This window comes from Agromyces sp. Leaf222, from assembly GCF_001421565.1.
In the GTDB taxonomy this organism is placed as follows: domain Bacteria; phylum Actinomycetota; class Actinomycetes; order Actinomycetales; family Microbacteriaceae; genus Agromyces.
Window position 1 is genome coordinate 1,084,564 of record NZ_LMKQ01000001.1, and the last position, 16,025, is coordinate 1,100,588.

Genomic DNA, 16,025 nt, shown 5'->3' on the forward strand with positions numbered 1-16,025 from the left:
CCGGTCAGGCGCCGTCGATGGCCGGGGCGTGCCGCGGGTAGGCGAACAGCATCGCGCCGGAGGCGATCCACACGAGCCCGATCGCGACGAGGAGCGCCTCCGCGCCGAGCCCGGCGGCGAGGCCGGCGACGGCCGCCCCCGCGGCGGCCGCGGCAGCGCGCAGGCCGGCGCCGACCGTGAACACCTGGGAGCGCAGCGAGGGCGGGCTCTGCTGCTTGCGGATGAGGAGCATCGCCGCCGAGCTCGCCGCGGTGAACAGGCCAGAGGCGCCGATGGCGACGATCGTCCACGGCGTGCCGAGGTCGAACGCCGCGAGCACGGTGAACACGCCCGTCGCGGCGAACCCGGCACCCATCGTGAACTCGGGCCGGAAGGCCGGCGTCTTCGCCGAGTTCCAGAGTGCGCCGAGCAGGCCGACGATCGCGAAGGCCGTGACGATGAGTGCGCCGCCGCCCGCGTCGCCGCCTCGCTGCACGGAGAGGGCGACAGCCGCGATGGCGAGGCCGCCGGCGCCGAACTGGCTGATGGTTCCGCTCGAGGTGATCACGGCGAGCGGCCGGTGGGTCGAGATGTGCCGGAACCCTGCGGCGATGGTGCGCAGCATGGAGCCGTGCGGTTGTGCGGCGACCGGTCGGAGGCGAAGCGGGATCGTTCCGATCGCCCCCAGCAGCGCGCTGCCGGCCATGAGCAGCGTGGCGAGCCTGGCGGACCCGAACGCGGCGGCCGCGGCGACCGTCGCCGGGCCGACGACCGCGCCGAGGTTGTAGGCGAGGGCATCGATCGCGTAGGCGCGGCGTTCGTCGGGGATGGCCTCCGTGACGAAGCTCGAGAGGCCGCCCATGACGAACGGCGTCGCCATGCCGGCCACGACGAGGGCGACCGCGACGATGCCGGGCGCGACGGCGCCGAGGAAGGCCGCGATCGTGAACGCCGCGGCCGTCACCACGCCGGCGCCGGCGACGAGGGCGCCGGGCCGGCGGGTGCGGTCGAGCACGGCGCCGACGATCGGTGCGGCGACGATGCTCGGCCCGAGCGCCGCGGCCGCGAGGAGCCCGCCGAGCGCGACGTCGCCCAGCTGCTCGACGGCGAGCACCGGGATCGCGACCGTGATGCCGCCGACCGCGAGGCGCGGCGGGGTCGCGGCGGCGAGGTAGGCGATGGCGCTCATGGGGCGGCGAACTGGTGACGGGACACGAGGGTTCGAGCGTACCCGCGGGCTCGGGGCGCAGCCGACGCCGCCGTCGTCGCGAGCGGATGCCGCGGGCCGGCGTCGCTCGGACGCGTCAGGGCAGGGTCGGCACGCCGTCGACGCGGCGGGGGATGCCGAGCGGGTTCGCCTCGCGCAGTTCGGGCGGAAGCGCGGCATCCGGAGCCTCCTGGTAGGCGACCGGCCGGAGGAACCGGCGCATCGCGCTGACGCCGACCGACGTGTGGATGGTCGTCGTCGCGGGCCACGGGCCGCCGTGCTGCTGCGCCCAGCTCACCGCGACGCCGGTCGGCCATCCGGCGAAGAGCACGCGCCCGGCGATCTCGGTGAGCACGGCGAGGATGTCGGCGAGGTCCTCGCCGGGCTCGGCGTGCACCGTGGCCGTGAGGCTGCCTCCGACGGCCCGGATCGCCGCGAGCGCCTCGTCGATCGAGGCGTACTCCACGACGAGCGTCGACGGGCCGAAGCACTCGGCGAAGAGCGCCTGCGGGTCGGCGACGACGGCGGCGGCGGTGGTGGCGAGCACGACCGGCGAGCCGGTTCCGGTGGCGGATGCCGCGGCCGGGGCGTTGCCCGACCCGTCCACGTCGTCCGGCCGGCCCGGCCGGCCCGGCCGGCCCGGCCCGCTCACCACGCCCGCGACGACCCGCACGTCGGCATGGGCGGCGAGTGCGGCGACCCCGGCGGCGAACGCGGCGGCGATGCCGTCGGTGAGCATCGGCACCGCGGCATCCGCATCGCCCGACCCGACCGCCTGCGCGGCGACGAGTTCGGCGAAGCCGGAGCCCGCGGGTACGAAGACGACGCCCGGGTTCGTGCAGAACTGGCCGGCGCCGAGCGTGAACGACGCGGCGAGGCCGGCGGCGAGCTCGGTCGCGCGCGCCTCGACGGCGGCCGGCGTGATGAGCACCGGGTTGACGGCGCTGAGCTCGCCGTAGAACGGGATCGGGTCGGGACGCGACGACGCGAGGTCGAACAGCGCTCGCCCGCCGTGCAGCGAGCCGGTGAACCCGACCGCCCGGATCTCGGGGTGCTGCACCAGGGCGACGCCGGCCGCGCGTCCCTCGACGTGTGCGAACACGCCGTCGGGTGCGCCCGCGGCGGAGAGGGCGTCGCCGACGATCGCGGCGGTGCGTCGCGACAGGCGGGGGTGCGCGGAGTGGCCCTTGACCACGACGGGGCATCCGGTGGCGAGCGCCGACGCGGTGTCGCCGCCCGCGACCGAGAACGCGAACGGGAAGTTCGACGCCCCGAACACAGCGACGGGTCCGAGCGGCCGCAGCATCCGCCGCAGGTCGGGCGTCGGCGGGATCGTCGTCGCATCCGGGTGGTCGATCGTCGCCTCGAGGTAGGAGCCCTCGACGATCGCGCGCGCGAAGAGCCGCAGCTGCGATGTCGTGCGGGCGAGCTCGCTCGTGAGGCGCACGGGGCCGAGGTGCGTCTCCTCGTCGGCGAGCGGCACGAGCTCGTCGCGCGCGGCGTCGAGCGCGTCGGCGACGGCGGTCAGCCAGGCGAACCGCTCGGCGGCGGTCGACGCGACGGTCGTGGCGAAGGCCCGGCGGGCCGCGGCGGCGGCCTCGTCGACGAGCGCCGTGGCATCCGTCGACGGTGCGGCGAGGGCTGAGCGGTCGGTGGTCATGCGTCCTCCAGAGGGGTCGAGCGAGTCGAGCGGGGTCGGGCGGATGCCGCGGCATCCGCAGTTCGAAGCGGTCAGGCGAACTGCAGGCCGAGGCCGAGCTGCCCGGTGGTGCGCGCGAGGCTCGCGTCGACCTGGATCGGAGTCGGCGAGGCGAGCGCGCCGAGCGACTCGAACGAGGCGTCCTCGACGGCCTCGACGAGGTGATCGCCCGGTAGGGCGAGCGCGAGCTGCGCCGAGAGTTCGAGCAGCAGGTGCGGGGCGAGGTCGACGCCGCGCGAGGTCGCCAGCGCGGCGATCTCGAGGAACGGCGTGATGCCGCCGACGCGCACGATGTTTGGCTGCACGAGATCCACTGCGCCGGCGTCGATGAACTCGGCGAACCGGTAGCGCGTGTGCACGTTCTCGCCGAGGGCGATCGGCACATCGATGCGTGCGTGCAGGGCGACGTGCCCGGCGAGGTCGTCGGCCCGAAGGGGCTCCTCGATCCAGCCCAGGTCGAACGCCGACAGCTCGCCGATGGCGCGCTCGGCCTGCTCGAGGCTCCAGCGCTGGTTGGCGTCGATCATGAGCCCGCGGTCGGGTCCGAGCACCTCGCGCACCGCGCGGATGCGGGCCACGTCGTCGGCGAGGTGGGGGCTGCCGACCTTGACCTTCACGGCCTCGAAGCCCGCCTCGACCCAGCGTTCGGCCTGGGCGACGAGCTCGGGCAGCGGGTAGTGCAGGTTGACGCCGCTGCCGTAGACGGTCGCCGCGTCGTGCTGCCGGCCGAGGTGGTCGGTGATGCCGAGCCCGGCGCGGCGGGCCGCGAGATCCCAGAGGGCGAGGTCGAGGCCGGCCATCGCGATCGTGGTGATGCCGCCGCTGCCGCCCTCGTGCAGGTGCGCCCAGAGCGGATGCCACAGGGTCGCCGCGTCGGCGTCGCGTCCGAGTGCGAACGCGGTGATGTCGTTCGCGAGGTGGGCCTCGACGGCGGCCGCGCCGATCGACGGGGTCCACGAGAAGCCGCGCCCCTGCGCGCCGTCGGAATCCTCGACGACGACCTCGACGAGCGAGAGGTCGCGCACGTCCGGTCCCCATGGGCGGCTGAGGGGAACGCGGATGCGCCGGGTCGCGAGGCTCCGGATCGCCGCGGTCACCGGGCCGGCACCGCCTCGGCGCTCGCCGCAGCGGCCGCTGCGGCCCCGTCGGCCCCGTCGGTCGCGTCGGCCGCGTCGCCCGTCGCCGAGACCCGGCCGGCGCTCGCGCCGGAGGCATCCGCTCGGTCCGAACCGCCGCCGAGCCGCTCGGCGAGCTCCAGCCCGCGCTCGAGGATCGCGCCGAGGCGCTGCTCCTGGTCGGGCGTCGGGTCGACGAGTGGCGGGCGCACCGAGCCGACGGGCAGGCCGCGCAGGCGCAGGCCCGCCTTGATGAGCGAGACGCCGAAGCCGGGCGTCTCATCGCGCAGGCTCACGAGGGGCCGGTAGAACTCGGCGAGCAGGGTCAGGCGGGTCGCCTCGTCGCCGTCGGTGTAGGCGCGGTAGTGCAGGGCGGCCAGTTCGGGGATCATCGCGAACGCCGCCGACGAGTACAGCGGGATGCCGATGCCGCGGTACGCGCCCTGGCTGAGCTCGGCCGTGAGCAGGCCGTTGAAGAACGCGAAGTCGCGGCCCGCAGCCTCGGCGGCGAGCACGATCTCCTGCGCGAGGCCGATGTCGCCCGTGCCGTCCTTGAAGCCGACGACCTTCGGGTTCGCGGCGAGGCGGGTGATGGCGTCGGCCGTGTAGCGCGCCGTGCCGCGGTGGTACACGATCACGGGCAGGTCGGATGCCGCGGCGACCGCCTCGACCCACGCCACGAGTCCGGCGGTCGTGCCCGAGACGAGGTACGGGGGCAGCAGCAGCAGGCCGTCGGCGCCCGCGGCCTCGGCGCCGCGCGCGAGCTCGATCGCGTGGCCGAGCGGGCCGCCCGCGCCCGCGATGACGGGAACGCGCCCGTCGACGGTCCGCACCGTGGTGCGCACGACGTCGATCGCCTCGCCCGCCGAGAGCGCATGGAATTCGCCGGTACCGCACGCCGGGAACACGCCGCCGGGGCCGAACGGCAGCCGCGAGTCGACGTGCTCGGCGAGCAGGTCGTGGTCGGGCGCGCCGTCGGCGCCGAACGGCGTGACCGGGAAGAACAGCACGCCGTCGAACGAGGGCGCCTGCAGGGGGGTGGTGGTGGTCATCTGGCCCTCGTTTCGAGTCGGTCTGCGTGTCGGGTGCGGTCTGCGTCGTCGCGGTCGGATGCGGCGTGGTCGGATGCGGCGCGGTCGGACGCCGATGGGCGCTCTGCCGACGAAGGGCGGTCGGACGCCCCGAGCACCCGCTCGAGCGCCGCCGGCTCGAGTTCGGTGCGCCACGTGCGTTCGGGCCGCCAGCCGAGCAGTCGCTCGGCCTTGTCGATCGCGAACACGGGGCGGCCGTGGCCGAGCGCATCGGCCGCCTCGCCGATCGAGGGGGCGAACTCGCGCCAGAGGTCGGCGACCTGGTGCACGGCGAGCGCGTCGGCGGCGCCGACGAAGAAGCCCTCGCCGTCGATGAGCTCGGCGGGCGCGTCGAGCCAGGCTCCGACGAAGTCGGCGGCGTCGCGCGCGTCGAGGTAGTTGAACAGGCTGACGGCCGCGAGCGCGGGATCGGCAAGGCGCTGCTCGAGCGTGTGGCCCTGCTGCGTGGGGGCGCCGGCCCACTCCTCGGGGGAGATGACGTAGCAGGGGCGGAAGAACCCGAACGCGCCGGGCGAGGTGCGCGCGAACATCTGCACCGTCTGCTCGATCACGAGCTTCGAGAGCGCGTAGGCGTTGGCCGGCTCGGGCGTGGTGGCCTCGTCGAGCGGCAGCCGATCGGCGTGCCAGGTCGGCGCGCTGTAGCCGAGCACGGTCGGGCTGCTCGCGGCGAGCACGCGCTCGACGCCGGCCTCGACGGCGGCGGCCAGCACGGTGTGCACGAGCGCGGTGTTCGTCATGAGGATGCGGCGCTCGGGGGCGCTGAACGGCACGGCGATGCCCGCGAGGTGCACGACGGCGTCGGGGCGCACCTCGTCGAAGAGTCGCTGGGTGGCCAACGCGTCGATCAGGTCGACCCTGCGCTCGTCGACCCCGGCGAGGTCGGCGGTCGTGCGATCGACCCCGACGACCTGATGGCCGGATGCCGCGAGGCCGGCGGCGACGCTGCGCCCGAGCCTGCCCGCAGAACCGGTGACGATGACCCGCATGTCGCTCCTTCGGTGAGCCGGTGAGGCCGGGGATGGTCTTCGGATGCGGTTGGGAAACCGCTTTCTGGTCGCTACCATAGGTCACGACTGAGGCCGCCGACAACTCCGGGATCGTTTCGGGGAATCGGTTTCTCGCGTCGCCCTCGCGCAGCCGGGCCACGCCGTGAGCCGGGTCGCGAACGAACGGGAGGATCCACATGGGCCAGCGCAGCAGGGCGACCACGATCGCCGACGTCGCCGCGCACGCGGGCGTCTCGCAGGCATCCGTCTCCCGCGTGCTGAACGGACGCTCGACCGTCGATCCCGAGATCGTGCAGCGCGTGCAGGCGTCGATCGCCGAGCTCGGCTACCGCCCGAGCCCGACGGCGCGCAGCCTCGTGAACGGGCGCAACAACACCGTCGCGATGGTCGTGCCCGACCTCGAGAACCCGCTCTTCCAGGGCATCCTCAAGGGGCTCAGCCTCGCCGCGGCCCGCGACGGCTATCGCGTGCTCGTCGCCGACACCGCCGAGAACGTCGACGACGAGGAGGCGATCGCCGTCGAGGCCAGACAGCGCTGCGACGCGCTCGTGCTCTGCGCGCCACGCATGCCGGAGGCGAAGCTCCGCGCCCTCGTCGACGCGGTCTCGCCCGTCGTCGTCGTGAACCGGCCGTTGCCGGGCGCCGACGTGCCCGTGGTCGGGGTCGACTACGTGCGCGGCATCCGCGATCTCGTCGACCACCTGCACGACCTCGGCCACCGCCGCATCGCCTACGTCAGCGGCCCGCCGACCAGCGCGTCCAACGCCGAGCGCCGCCGCGGGGTCGCCGAGGCGCTCGCCGCCCACCCCGACGTGCGCATCGACGAGGTGCCGGGCGGCTCGCGCCTCGACGACGGCTACGCGGCGTCCGATGCGGTGCTCGCCGCACACCGCGACGGCTGCACCGCGGTCATCGCCTTCAACGACCTCGTCGCCCTCGGCCTCATGACGCGCCTGCACGAGCTCGGCGTCGAGGTGCCGCGCGACCTCTCGATCGCCGGATTCGACGACGTGCCCATGGCCGGCTTCGCGACGCCGCGGCTCACGAGCATGTCGGTGCCGCGCGGCGAGATCGGCGGTCAGGTGTGGCTGCGGCTGCGCACCCTCATCGAGGGCGGGCCGGTCGAGCACTCGGTGCTCTACAGCCCTCGGCTCGAGGCGCGCGGCAGCACCGCGGCCGTCGTCGAGGCCGTCGCATGATCGCCGACCGGGCCGTCAAGCGCGCCCGCGTGCTCGACCTGCTCGACCGCCGGGGCGCGGCGTCGATCGTGCTGCGATCGCACACGGCCGTGTCGTGGTACCTCGACGGCGCGCGCACGCACGTGTCGCTCGCGGGCGACCCTGTCGCGGCGGTCGTCGCGCGGCGGGGCGGCGACGAGCTGCGGGTGTTCGCGAACGAGGCCGACCGCCTGCTCGGCGAGGAACTCGTCTCGACAGACCGCCTCGACGTCGTGCAGGTGCCCTGGCACGAGACCCTCGCAGCACCCGGCGTGGCCGAGCTCGACGAGGCCGACGCCGCCGCCGAGCTGCGCGCCGCCCGCGCGAGCATGCTGCCGGGGGAGCTCGACCGGTACCGACGACTCTGCCGCGAGGTCGCCGAGGTGCTGACGGATGTCGCGTCCGCCGCGGATCCCGCCGTGACCGAGCGGCGGCTCGCCGCCCGCCTCGCCGGTGAGCTCGCCGCGCGCGGCATCGACCCGCTCGTGACGCTCGTGGCCGGGCGCTCGAGGCTCGTGCACCGGCATCCGCTGGCCACCGAAGCGCCGATCGGCGACCGTGCGATGCTCGTCGTCTGCGGTCGGCGGCACGGCCTCATCGCGAACGCGACGAGATGGCTGCGGTTCGGGCCGGCCGCGCATGGCGAGCAGGACGCGATGCGGCGGATCCTCGACGTCGAGGCCGACGTCTTCGCGGCGACCCGGCCCGGCGCGACCCTGGGCGAGGTGTTCGACGCCGGCGTCGCCGCGTACCCGCGACACGGATTCGACGCCGACGAGTGGCGGCACCACCACCAGGGCGGGGCGGCCGGATACGCCGGGCGAGATCCGCGGGCGGTGCCGGGCATCGCCGACGTCGTGCACGAGGGCCAGGCGTTCGCGTGGAACCCGACGGCCGCTGGCGCGAAGGTCGAGGACACCGTGCTCGCGGGTTCCGGTCGCATCGACGTGCTGACGGTCGACCCGCGCTGGCCGACGGTGTCGATCGCGGGCGTCGAACGGCCGCTCGAGCTCGACCTGGGCTGAGACATCCGGCCGAGGTCTCGACGCGCGAGCACCGACCGCCTGCTCACTCCGGTGCAGCGCCCTCCTCGACCGCGTGCCGCAGCCACCTGCTGCCCGGGCCCTCGGCTCGTGCCTCGTCGTCGGGATTGAACAGCACGCAGCGGCCGAGCGAGAGGCAGCCGCAGCCGATGCAGCCGTCGAGGTCGGTCTGCAGCGCCTGCAGTTCGCGCACGCGGACCGCGAGCAGCTTCGCCCACTCGACGCTCATCGCGCGCCACTCGCGCTGGTTGGGAGCGCGGTGGGTCGGCAGCTGCGCCATGGCGAGGCGGATCTGCTCCAGCGAGAGACCCACGCGCTGCCCGGCGGCGATGACCGCGAGACGCCGCAGGGTGTGACGCGGGAATCGGCGCCGCCCACCCGGGTCGCGCACCGCGGCGACGAGGCCCCGGTCCTCGTAGTACCGGAGCGTCGGCACCGTGAGCCCGGAGCGCGAGGCCGTCTCGCCGATGGAGAGCAACTCGTTCGGAGCGATGGGGGGCACGGGTTCATTCTCGGTGCCCGTGGGCTTGACCTCAAGTCCACTTGAGCATGCAGGCTGACCCGTGCCATCACCGAAACGAAGGGCCTTCCCATGACGATCTGGACCTGCGCCACGTGCGCGATCGAGCACTCCGACACCGTCGAGCCACCGGCATCCTGCGCCATCTGCTCGGATGACCGCCAATACGTTCCCGCGACCGGACAGCGGTGGACGACGCGCGAGCAACTGGCCGACCAGGGGCACCGCGTCACCACGTCCGAGATCGAGCCGGGCCTGCACGCCGTCACGACCGAACCCGAGATCGGCATCGGGCAGCGCGGACTGCTCGTGCAGACCGAGGCCGGCAACCTGCTCTTCGAACCCCCGGGATTCATCGACGACGCCGGGGTCGACGCGGTGCGTCGTCTCGGCGGCGTCGCCGCGATCGCGTCGAGCCATCCGCACCTGACCGGGTCGTCCATCCAGTGGAGCCATGCGTTCGACCGGGCGTCGGTCTACGTCGCCGCGAAGGACGAAGCCTGGATCAGGCGGCCGGATCCCGTCATCCGGCTCTGGCACGAGCGCGTCGACCTCCTGCCCGGGCTGGTGATGCTCGAGTGCGGCGGCCACTTCGCGGGCAGCAGCGTCGTGCACTGGCCCGACGGAGCCGAGGGCCGGGGCGCGCTCCTGACCGGAGACACGATCGCGATCGGCGCCGACCGCGCCTCGGTCAACGTCATGCGCAGCTTCGTGAACAACATCCCGCTGCCGGAACGGGCGGTGCGGCGCATCATGGACACCGTCCTGGCGCTGGAGTTCGATCGCCTCTACGGCGCGTTCGGGCAGGTGCCCGCGCAGGCGCACGAGATCACCGAGCGCTCACTGCTGCGCTACCTCGGCTGGCTCCGCGACGAGATCCCTGAATGACCTGGTCGGCGAGAACCTTCCGAAGGTTGGCGCTCGGCGACCGGGTGAGCGGCCACGGGCTCGGGTCGGCTCGCCCTAGCCTGTGGGGATGGGCAAGCGATTCGACTCAATCGACGAGAAACTCAGGTCCTGGATCGAGGCCCAGCCGATGTGGTTCGTCGCGACCGCGCCGCTCAGCGCCGAGGGTCACGTCAACCTGTCGCCGCGCGGGCACGACACGTTCTCGGTGCTCGACGAGCACCGCGTCGCGTGGGTCGACTACACGGGCAGCGGCGTCGAGACGATCTCCCACATCCGGGAGAACGGGCGCGTGTGCCTGATGTTCAACTCCTTCGACAGTCGCCCGCGCATCGTGCGCCTGCACGGCACGGGCTCGGTCGCGCTGCTCGGAGACCCCGCCTTCGACGAGGTCGTGGCGCTCCACCCCGAGCATCAGAGCACCCGAGCTGTCATCATCGTCGACGTGACCCGCATCAGCGACTCCTGCGGGTGGGGCGTGCCCGTCATGGAGATGACCGGCGAGCGCGACCTCCTGCGGCTCCAGGCGGAGAAGAAGGGCGTCGACGGCATGGCGGAGTACCGCGTCGAGAAGAACTCGATGAGCATCGACGGCCTGCCGGGACTCATCACCTGAGATCCTGCGAGGATCGACGGGTGGTCAGCAGCTTCAGCATCGTCACCCGCGCCGACTCTCCCGTGGAGCTCCTGTTCGACGCCTGCCTCAGCATCGACGCGCACGTGGCGTCGATGGAACGCTCCGGTGAGCGGGCGATCGGCGGCGTGACGAGCGGATCGATCGGGCTCGACGAGACGGTGACGTGGCGGGCGCGGCACTTCGGCATCTGGTTCACCATGACCTCGCGCATCACGAGCCTCGACCGACCGCGGCGATTCGTCGACGAGCAGGTGCGGGGGCCGTTCCGCTCGTTCCATCACGAGCACGCCTTCGCCGCCGACGGCCGAGGGAGCGTGATGGTCGACACGCTGACGATCGCCTCGCCGGTCTTCGGACGCCTCGCCGAGCGCGTCGTACTCGTTCCGTACCTGCGATGGCTGATCGAGCAGCGGAATCGGCACGTGGTGGACTCGCTCGGCCCGCGATCGAGCGCGTGAACGGTCGCTGCCGTCCACCGGCCTACTGATCGGCGGCCGGCTGCGACGCGGCGCCGATCGAAGCCTGGAGCTCGCGGATCGTCGACCCGAGGATGCCGGTGGCCAGAAGTCCGGAGCCGAGGGGACCCGAGGGGTCCTCGCCGAGCGGTGGCAACTGCCGCAACGCCGATCGCATCGGTTCGCTCATGCGCTCGAGCTGCCAGGTGATCTCGTCGCGGACGGCCTCGGGTCGATGCGGCTGGGCCAGCCCGACCGCCTTCGCGGCGTACGCCGCGGCACCGAGCGCGTGCGCGCCCATGTGGGCGACACCGGCGGCCTGCGCCGCGGCGCGCGCTGCCGCCACGGCCGCGGGCGAGCTCGCGGCATGCGCGGCTCGACCGGCGACGAAGCGACGTCGGATCTCGTCGGCGGCGTCGAGCTCTCCGCGAGCGAACGCACGGGCGCGGGCGATCGCATTGCGTGGCCGATCGTCGTCGGGGGCTTCGGCCTCGAACAGCGCGAGGACCCGCTCGGCGCAGTCCGCCGCCCAGCTCGCGACCAGGCGGCGATCGGCTTCGCTCAGGGACTGCGCAGACGGCATGCCAGCAGCCTGCCATACCGCCCTCGGGTAGATTGCGAGCACTGCTGACGATCGCAGTTCGAAGGGATCGCGGATGTCCGACACCACCTGCCACATGTCCATCTCGCTCGACGGCTACGTCGCCGGGCCCGACCAGAGCCTCGAGCAGGGGCTCGGCACGCGCGGCATCGAGCTCCATCGCTGGCACATCGGCGACGAGCGCGCCAACGAGGCCGATGCGATCGCCGCGAGCTGGCTGATGCGCCCGCGCGGCGCCTACGTGATGGGCCGCAACATGTTCGGTCCGATCCGCGGTGAGTGGGACGGCGACTGGCGCGGATGGTGGGGCGCCGAACCGCCGTATCACGCACCCGTGTTCGTGCTCACCCACCATGCCCACGAGCCGATCGAGATGGAGGGCGGCACGACCTTCCACTTCGTCACCGACGGCTTCGACGCCGCCTACGCCCTGGCGCTCGAGACGGCCGGCGACGGCGGCGTGGACATCGCCGGCGGTGCATCCACCGTTCGGCAGGCACTCGTCGCCGGGGTCATCGACGAGCTCACCCTCGACATCGCGCCCGTGCTGCTCGGAGCGGGCGAGCGGATCTTCGACGGCGTCGAGTCCTTCGGACTGGAGCCGGTCGAGGTCCTGCAGTCGCCGCTGGCCACGCACATCCGCTACCGCCGGGTGGGCTGAGGCGCAGCAGGGCGGCGGGAGCCGCGCACCATGCGGATCTCCCGCACCCCGCGATCCACCTGCACCGTGCCGTCGGCGACGAACCCGTGCTTCGCATAGAACGCCTGCGCCCGAGGATTGGGGTCGGCGACCCACAGCGCCGCCGGCTGGTCGGAGCCGATGACCGCGTCGAGCAGGGCCGCACCCGCACCGGATCCGTGGGCGGCCGCGAGCACGTACAGCACGTACAGGTGAAGCTCCCATGCGGGCTCCGGCACCTCGGGCGGCCCCGCCATCGCGACGCCGACGATCGCGTCGTCGCGCTCGGCCACGGCCACCCGATTCGCACGGTAGCGCTCGTCGACGAGCGCCGCCTTCCAGAACCGCTCGCGCACGCCGACCAGCCCGGGATCGTCGAGCACCGAATCGGGCATGAGGCCGCGGTAGGTCTCCTGCCATGAGCGCACCAGCACCCTGGCCATGGCAGGCACATCACCGACGCGGGCGGGCCGCACCGCGATCGGGGAGTCCGTGACCGGGGAGTCCATGGCCGAACCTTAGCGACACCCGGTGCCGCCGGTCGGATGGGATCGAGCGACGGCCTGAACGTTTCTGGCCGGGGCTCCGACGACCCGGTGCCTGCGCGGCTCCTCAGCGGCGCATGCGGAGAACGGATGACGCGGCGAGCGCAACCCCACGGTCGGGGTCGTCGGCGATCGTCGTGAGGGCGGCCACTGCGTCGTCGCCCGGAATCTCCGCCAGCGCCGCTGCCAGCCGCCTCCGAGCGGCGACCGGAGTGCGCGCGATCTCGCGGACGATCGCGTCGACGATCTGGTGAGCGCGGCCGCCGTCTGCCGCGAGCACGCCGAGCGTCTCCGCGGCGTCGACGTCGTAACGCCCGTCGACGATGAGCGCGATCAGGGCCGGCACGGCGGCGGCGTCACCGAGTGCGCCACGGGCGAGCGCGGCCCGGCTGCCGACGAACGGGTCGGCGTTCGCGACGGCATCCCCCAGTGCGGCATGCGCTCGCGGGGAGCCGAGCTTCTCCAGCACCTCGACCGCTCGTCGACGCCGGTCGGCCCCGGGCGCATCCAACGCCCGCACGAGCGCCGGGATCGCGTCCTCGTCGCGTCGCGCGATGGCCCAGGTGAGCGCACCCGCGACATTCGGGTCGGTCTCTCGCAGCACCGCATCGACGAGCGCGGCGACATCCGTCTCCGCTTCGCGGTCGAGTGCGAGGGCGAGGCGCTGGCGCGCGGACGGATCGTCGGCGTCGAGCGCTCGCATCAGCCCGATGGTGCCCAGCACCTCAGACCACGCCGCGGGATCACGGCCGCGCACCTGTTCGAGGCGATCCAGCAGTTCCTGCTCCTGCGCGATGCGGGTGCGGGTGCTCACGATCATCTGCTCGATCATGGGCGCCGGATCGAACGCGAGGTCCTCGAGCACCTCCGCGATCTCGCGGAGGCTGAGACCGAGCGAGCGGAGCCCCTCGACGTGGAAGAGCCGGCGAGCGTCCTCCTCGGAGTAGTCGCGATAGCCGCCCTGCGTGCGACCGGTCGGGGAGACGAGCCCGATGCGGTCGTAGTGACGCAGCATGCGGGCACTGATGCCGGACCGCTCGGAGAGCTCGCCGATCAGCATCCGCTCACGGCTCCATGACCGGCTCCACGACCGGCGCCTCGCGAAGGGCGACGATGCGGCGGGCTTCGGCGATCGCGGCGTCGAACCCCAGGTAAGGGTCCTGCATCAGCCGTTCGGTCGCCGCCGCGTGCGTGCGCACGCCCGCGTCGGGTGCCGACTTCGCTCGCTCGACGACGGCGACCGCCCCGTCTCCGAGCGCGACGAACGCGCGACTGAGGCTCAGCTGGAGGTCGCGACCTCCACGGTCGAACTGGGTCGACAGCGTCTCGGCAAGGCCCTCCGCGTCGCGGCCGCCGGGAACCAGGCCCGCCGACGTGCGCCAGGCGGCGCGAGCGACCTCCTCGTCGTCGTCCTGCAGGAGGGCGGGCGTGACGGCGGTCCAGATGTCGGGGTCTCCGATCTTCGAGAGCGTGTGGAGGGCCTGAGCCCGGGCCTGCGGGACCTCGGAGTCGAGTTCGGGCAGCAGCCGTTCGATCACGGCCGACGAGTCGTGTCGAATGAGCGCCCACGTCAACATGTCGCGCACGAAGAAGTCCGGCTCGATCGCGCACCGCTCGACCAGCACCTCGACGTACTCGGGGGTGGGCGTGCTGCCGGCCGTGAGCGCCGCTTGCAGCCGAGTGGATGCCGCGGGCGTGCGCAGTGCGTCTCGCAATCGCATCGCCGGCTCGCCCATCGATGTTCGGGTCATCTCGACCACCTCCTGCACCCAGTCAAGACCTTGTCATGATGTCAAGGTCAAGTCGAGACGTTTTCCGGCTTCACGGGCCGCCCTCCGCGGCGTCGTATCGTGGAAGACGGAGTCCCACGCCGCGAGGAGGTCGACGATGAGCGAGGATCCTCAGCGCGCCGCGTCGCAGTACCGGCTCGATCGGCTCGCCCGCGATGAGGCGATCGCCCGTGGCGAGGAGCCCGGCGTCGACGAGGCGCCGGACCCGCCTCGTCAGTCGACGGAGGCCGAGCGATCGGCGTTCGTGGAGAACGCGATCCAGCAGGCGATCCGACGCGGTGAGTTCGACGACCTCCCGGGCGCGGGCAAGCCGCTCGAAGGGCTGACCGGCCAGCACGACCCCGACTGGTGGATCCGCCGCAAGATCGAGCGCGAGCAGTTGACCGGGCTGGGTCCACCCGCGCTCACCCTGCGGGTCGAGAACGCCCAGCTCGACGCCACCCTCGATCGGATGCACCGCGAATCCGAGGTGCGTGAGGCCGTCGAGGACTTCAACCGCCGCGTGGTCGAGGCACGCCGACAGTTGCTCGGCGGACCGCCCGTCGTGACTCCGACTCGCGATGCCGGCATCGAGGTTCGGGCGTGGCGCGAGCGCCGTGACGCCCGACAGCGCAAGGTGGCCGAGGAGCGCGCGCAGCGCGAACAGGAGCAAGCAGCATCGCGAACTCGGAAGTGGTGGCGGCGACGCGGCTGACGACCGCTCTTCGCGAGCTGCTCAGACGGGTTCCGTGCCCGGTCGCTGCGGGGCCCGCCGACCGAGCATGAACCCGGCGCAGCCGGCCGTCCCGACGAGACCGAGCACGATCACCAGGGCGCCCACCAGCTCGAGCGGCGCCACGAAGGCGTATCCGCCCGGACTGAACAACGTGTCGAACACCGACACGCCTCCGACGAATCCGAACGAGACGGGCGCCTGGCTCGAGATGCTCACGATCACGGCACCGGTGACGATGATCGCCCCCGACAGGATGAGTGTCGTGAGGGCGAGCAGGCGCGTCCGTGGCATCCGGTCACCATACCGATCCCCGGTCGTTCGCTGAAAGCCGCGCGCGCCATGTCGCCCGATCGGGCTACGCTGCGACGGTGAATCGGATGCCGCGCTCCCTGCTGTTCGTGCTGGTCGCCTCGGCGGCGCTCGTCGTCGTCGGTGCGGTGCTCATCCTCGTCGCTCGCGTGGTGCAGCCGGTCGATTCGTTCGGCTGGTTCGCCTACCAGCCGCTGGCCGGATCGGCGTTCATGCCGGGCGGCGCCGTGCTGCTCACGACGCCCGCGGTCGTCGGGGCGATGCTCGCCGCGCTCGGGTTCGCGGCGCTGGCCGGCGTGGTCGGCTTCGCGCTCGCCCGCGGTCGGCGGACCTGAGGCGGGGTCCCGCGGGTCCGCTTCTCGACAGCAGGCCTCGTCGCGGGCGAACTTGCCAGGCCGGCCTGATCGACGCGGGGTTCTCACCGGCGAGCCCGATGAACCGCGCGGGTTGTCGGTGTGGCCGGAACCCAGACGAGCCCGGCGGCATACGGAGTCTCCATACACCGCCGGG

18 protein-coding genes and 1 pseudogene are annotated in these 16,025 nt (G+C 73.2%); 8 read left to right on the plus strand and 11 right to left on the minus strand.

Going from position 1 to position 16,025, the window contains the following annotated elements:
• Window positions 1-4 precede the first annotated feature (4 nt).
• The 5 genes and pseudogenes from ASE68_RS04740 to ASE68_RS04760 form a co-directional block, all read right to left on the minus strand.
• Window positions 5-1,168: an MFS transporter gene (locus ASE68_RS04740; protein ID WP_055855619.1), complete on the minus strand. Its 1,164-nt coding sequence runs from the start codon at window positions 1,166-1,168 to the stop codon at window positions 5-7.
• Between the two features lie 115 nt (window positions 1,169-1,283).
• Window positions 1,284-2,846, minus strand: coding sequence for an aldehyde dehydrogenase (NADP(+)) (locus tag ASE68_RS04745; protein WP_055855623.1), 1,563 nt, complete (start codon window positions 2,844-2,846; stop codon window positions 1,284-1,286).
• A gap of 71 nt (window positions 2,847-2,917) precedes the next feature.
• Window positions 2,918-3,982 (minus strand): mandelate racemase/muconate lactonizing enzyme family protein, encoded by a 1,065-nt coding sequence (locus ASE68_RS04750; protein ID WP_055855626.1) that lies wholly within the window; start codon window positions 3,980-3,982, stop codon window positions 2,918-2,920.
• A 149-nt stretch (window positions 3,983-4,131) separates the two neighbouring features.
• Window positions 4,132-5,052: pseudogene (locus ASE68_RS04755) on the minus strand (5-dehydro-4-deoxyglucarate dehydratase); the annotation flags it as partial.
• Window positions 5,049-6,077, minus strand: coding sequence for an NAD(P)-dependent oxidoreductase (locus ASE68_RS04760; RefSeq protein WP_082462012.1), 1,029 nt, complete (start codon window positions 6,075-6,077; stop codon window positions 5,049-5,051). The gene ASE68_RS04760 and the pseudogene ASE68_RS04755, both read right to left, overlap by 4 nt.
• Before the next feature lie 197 nt (window positions 6,078-6,274).
• Here ASE68_RS04760 and ASE68_RS04765 point away from each other — a divergent pair, with 197 nt between their 5' ends.
• Both ASE68_RS04765 and ASE68_RS04770 read left to right on the plus strand, forming a co-directional pair.
• Window positions 6,275-7,297 carry a LacI family DNA-binding transcriptional regulator gene (locus ASE68_RS04765; protein WP_055855629.1) on the plus strand — a complete coding sequence of 341 codons (1,023 nt, stop codon included), beginning with the start codon at window positions 6,275-6,277 and terminating at the stop codon, window positions 7,295-7,297.
• Window positions 7,294-8,340, plus strand: a complete 1,047-nt coding sequence (locus tag ASE68_RS04770) for a Xaa-Pro peptidase family protein (protein WP_200921669.1) — start codon at window positions 7,294-7,296, stop codon at window positions 8,338-8,340. The genes ASE68_RS04765 and ASE68_RS04770 overlap by 4 nt, the downstream gene beginning before the upstream one ends.
• A 43-nt stretch (window positions 8,341-8,383) precedes the next feature.
• Here the strand turns inward: ASE68_RS04770 and soxR are convergent, their stop codons facing one another.
• Window positions 8,384-8,860 (minus strand): redox-sensitive transcriptional activator SoxR, encoded by a 477-nt coding sequence (gene soxR / locus ASE68_RS04775; protein WP_055855632.1) that lies wholly within the window; start codon window positions 8,858-8,860, stop codon window positions 8,384-8,386.
• A gap of 90 nt (window positions 8,861-8,950) precedes the next feature.
• On the opposite strand from soxR, the gene ASE68_RS04780 reads away from it, so the two are divergent.
• The 3 genes from ASE68_RS04780 (at window position 8,951) to ASE68_RS04790 (ending at window position 10,879) form a co-directional block, all read left to right on the plus strand.
• Window positions 8,951-9,766, plus strand: coding sequence for a hypothetical protein (locus ASE68_RS04780; protein WP_055855635.1), 816 nt, complete (start codon window positions 8,951-8,953; stop codon window positions 9,764-9,766).
• An 88-nt stretch (window positions 9,767-9,854) separates the two neighbouring features.
• Window positions 9,855-10,400 carry a pyridoxamine 5'-phosphate oxidase family protein gene (locus ASE68_RS04785; RefSeq protein WP_055855638.1) on the plus strand — a complete coding sequence of 182 codons (546 nt, stop codon included), beginning with the start codon at window positions 9,855-9,857 and terminating at the stop codon, window positions 10,398-10,400.
• Window positions 10,401-10,420: 20 nt separating this feature from the next.
• Window positions 10,421-10,879 (plus strand): SRPBCC family protein, encoded by a 459-nt coding sequence (locus ASE68_RS04790; RefSeq protein WP_055855642.1) that lies wholly within the window; start codon window positions 10,421-10,423, stop codon window positions 10,877-10,879.
• Window positions 10,880-10,901: 22 nt separating this feature from the next.
• Here ASE68_RS04790 and ASE68_RS04795 read toward each other — a convergent pair whose 3' ends face one another.
• Window positions 10,902-11,459 (minus strand): putative immunity protein, encoded by a 558-nt coding sequence (locus ASE68_RS04795; protein WP_055855645.1) that lies wholly within the window; start codon window positions 11,457-11,459, stop codon window positions 10,902-10,904.
• A gap of 73 nt (window positions 11,460-11,532) precedes the next feature.
• On the opposite strand from ASE68_RS04795, the gene ASE68_RS04800 reads away from it, so the two are divergent.
• On the plus strand, window positions 11,533-12,138 hold the full coding sequence (locus tag ASE68_RS04800; protein ID WP_055855647.1) for a dihydrofolate reductase family protein: 606 nt from the start codon (window positions 11,533-11,535) through the stop codon (window positions 12,136-12,138).
• Here the strand turns inward: ASE68_RS04800 and ASE68_RS04805 are convergent.
• The 3 genes from ASE68_RS04805 to ASE68_RS04815 all read right to left on the minus strand — a co-directional run bounded on the left by ASE68_RS04805 (window position 12,120) and on the right by ASE68_RS04815 (window position 14,452).
• Window positions 12,120-12,665, minus strand: coding sequence for a GNAT family N-acetyltransferase (locus tag ASE68_RS04805; RefSeq protein WP_200921670.1), 546 nt, complete (start codon window positions 12,663-12,665; stop codon window positions 12,120-12,122). The genes ASE68_RS04800 and ASE68_RS04805 overlap by 19 nt on opposite strands.
• Before the next feature lie 103 nt (window positions 12,666-12,768).
• Complete coding sequence (locus ASE68_RS04810) at window positions 12,769-13,761, minus strand: MerR family transcriptional regulator (protein ID WP_055855650.1); 993 nt, start codon at window positions 13,759-13,761, stop codon at window positions 12,769-12,771.
• A gap of 4 nt (window positions 13,762-13,765) precedes the next feature.
• A complete protein-coding gene (locus tag ASE68_RS04815) occupies window positions 13,766-14,452 on the minus strand; it encodes a HEAT repeat domain-containing protein (protein ID WP_055860727.1) in 687 nt (228 codons plus the stop codon).
• Window positions 14,453-14,588: 136 nt separating this feature from the next.
• Between ASE68_RS04815 and ASE68_RS04820 the strand changes: the two genes are divergently transcribed.
• A complete protein-coding gene (locus ASE68_RS04820) occupies window positions 14,589-15,185 on the plus strand; it encodes a DUF1992 domain-containing protein (protein WP_055855652.1) in 597 nt (198 codons plus the stop codon).
• Window positions 15,186-15,206: 21 nt separating this feature from the next.
• On the opposite strand, the gene ASE68_RS04825 is transcribed toward ASE68_RS04820, so the two are convergent.
• Window positions 15,207-15,497, minus strand: coding sequence for a hypothetical protein (locus tag ASE68_RS04825; protein WP_055855655.1), 291 nt, complete (start codon window positions 15,495-15,497; stop codon window positions 15,207-15,209).
• A gap of 86 nt (window positions 15,498-15,583) precedes the next feature.
• Here ASE68_RS04825 and ASE68_RS04830 point away from each other — a divergent pair, with 86 nt between their 5' ends.
• Complete coding sequence (locus tag ASE68_RS04830; RefSeq protein WP_055855657.1) at window positions 15,584-15,850, plus strand: hypothetical protein; 267 nt, start codon at window positions 15,584-15,586, stop codon at window positions 15,848-15,850.
• The last annotated feature ends 175 nt before the right edge of the window (window positions 15,851-16,025 follow it).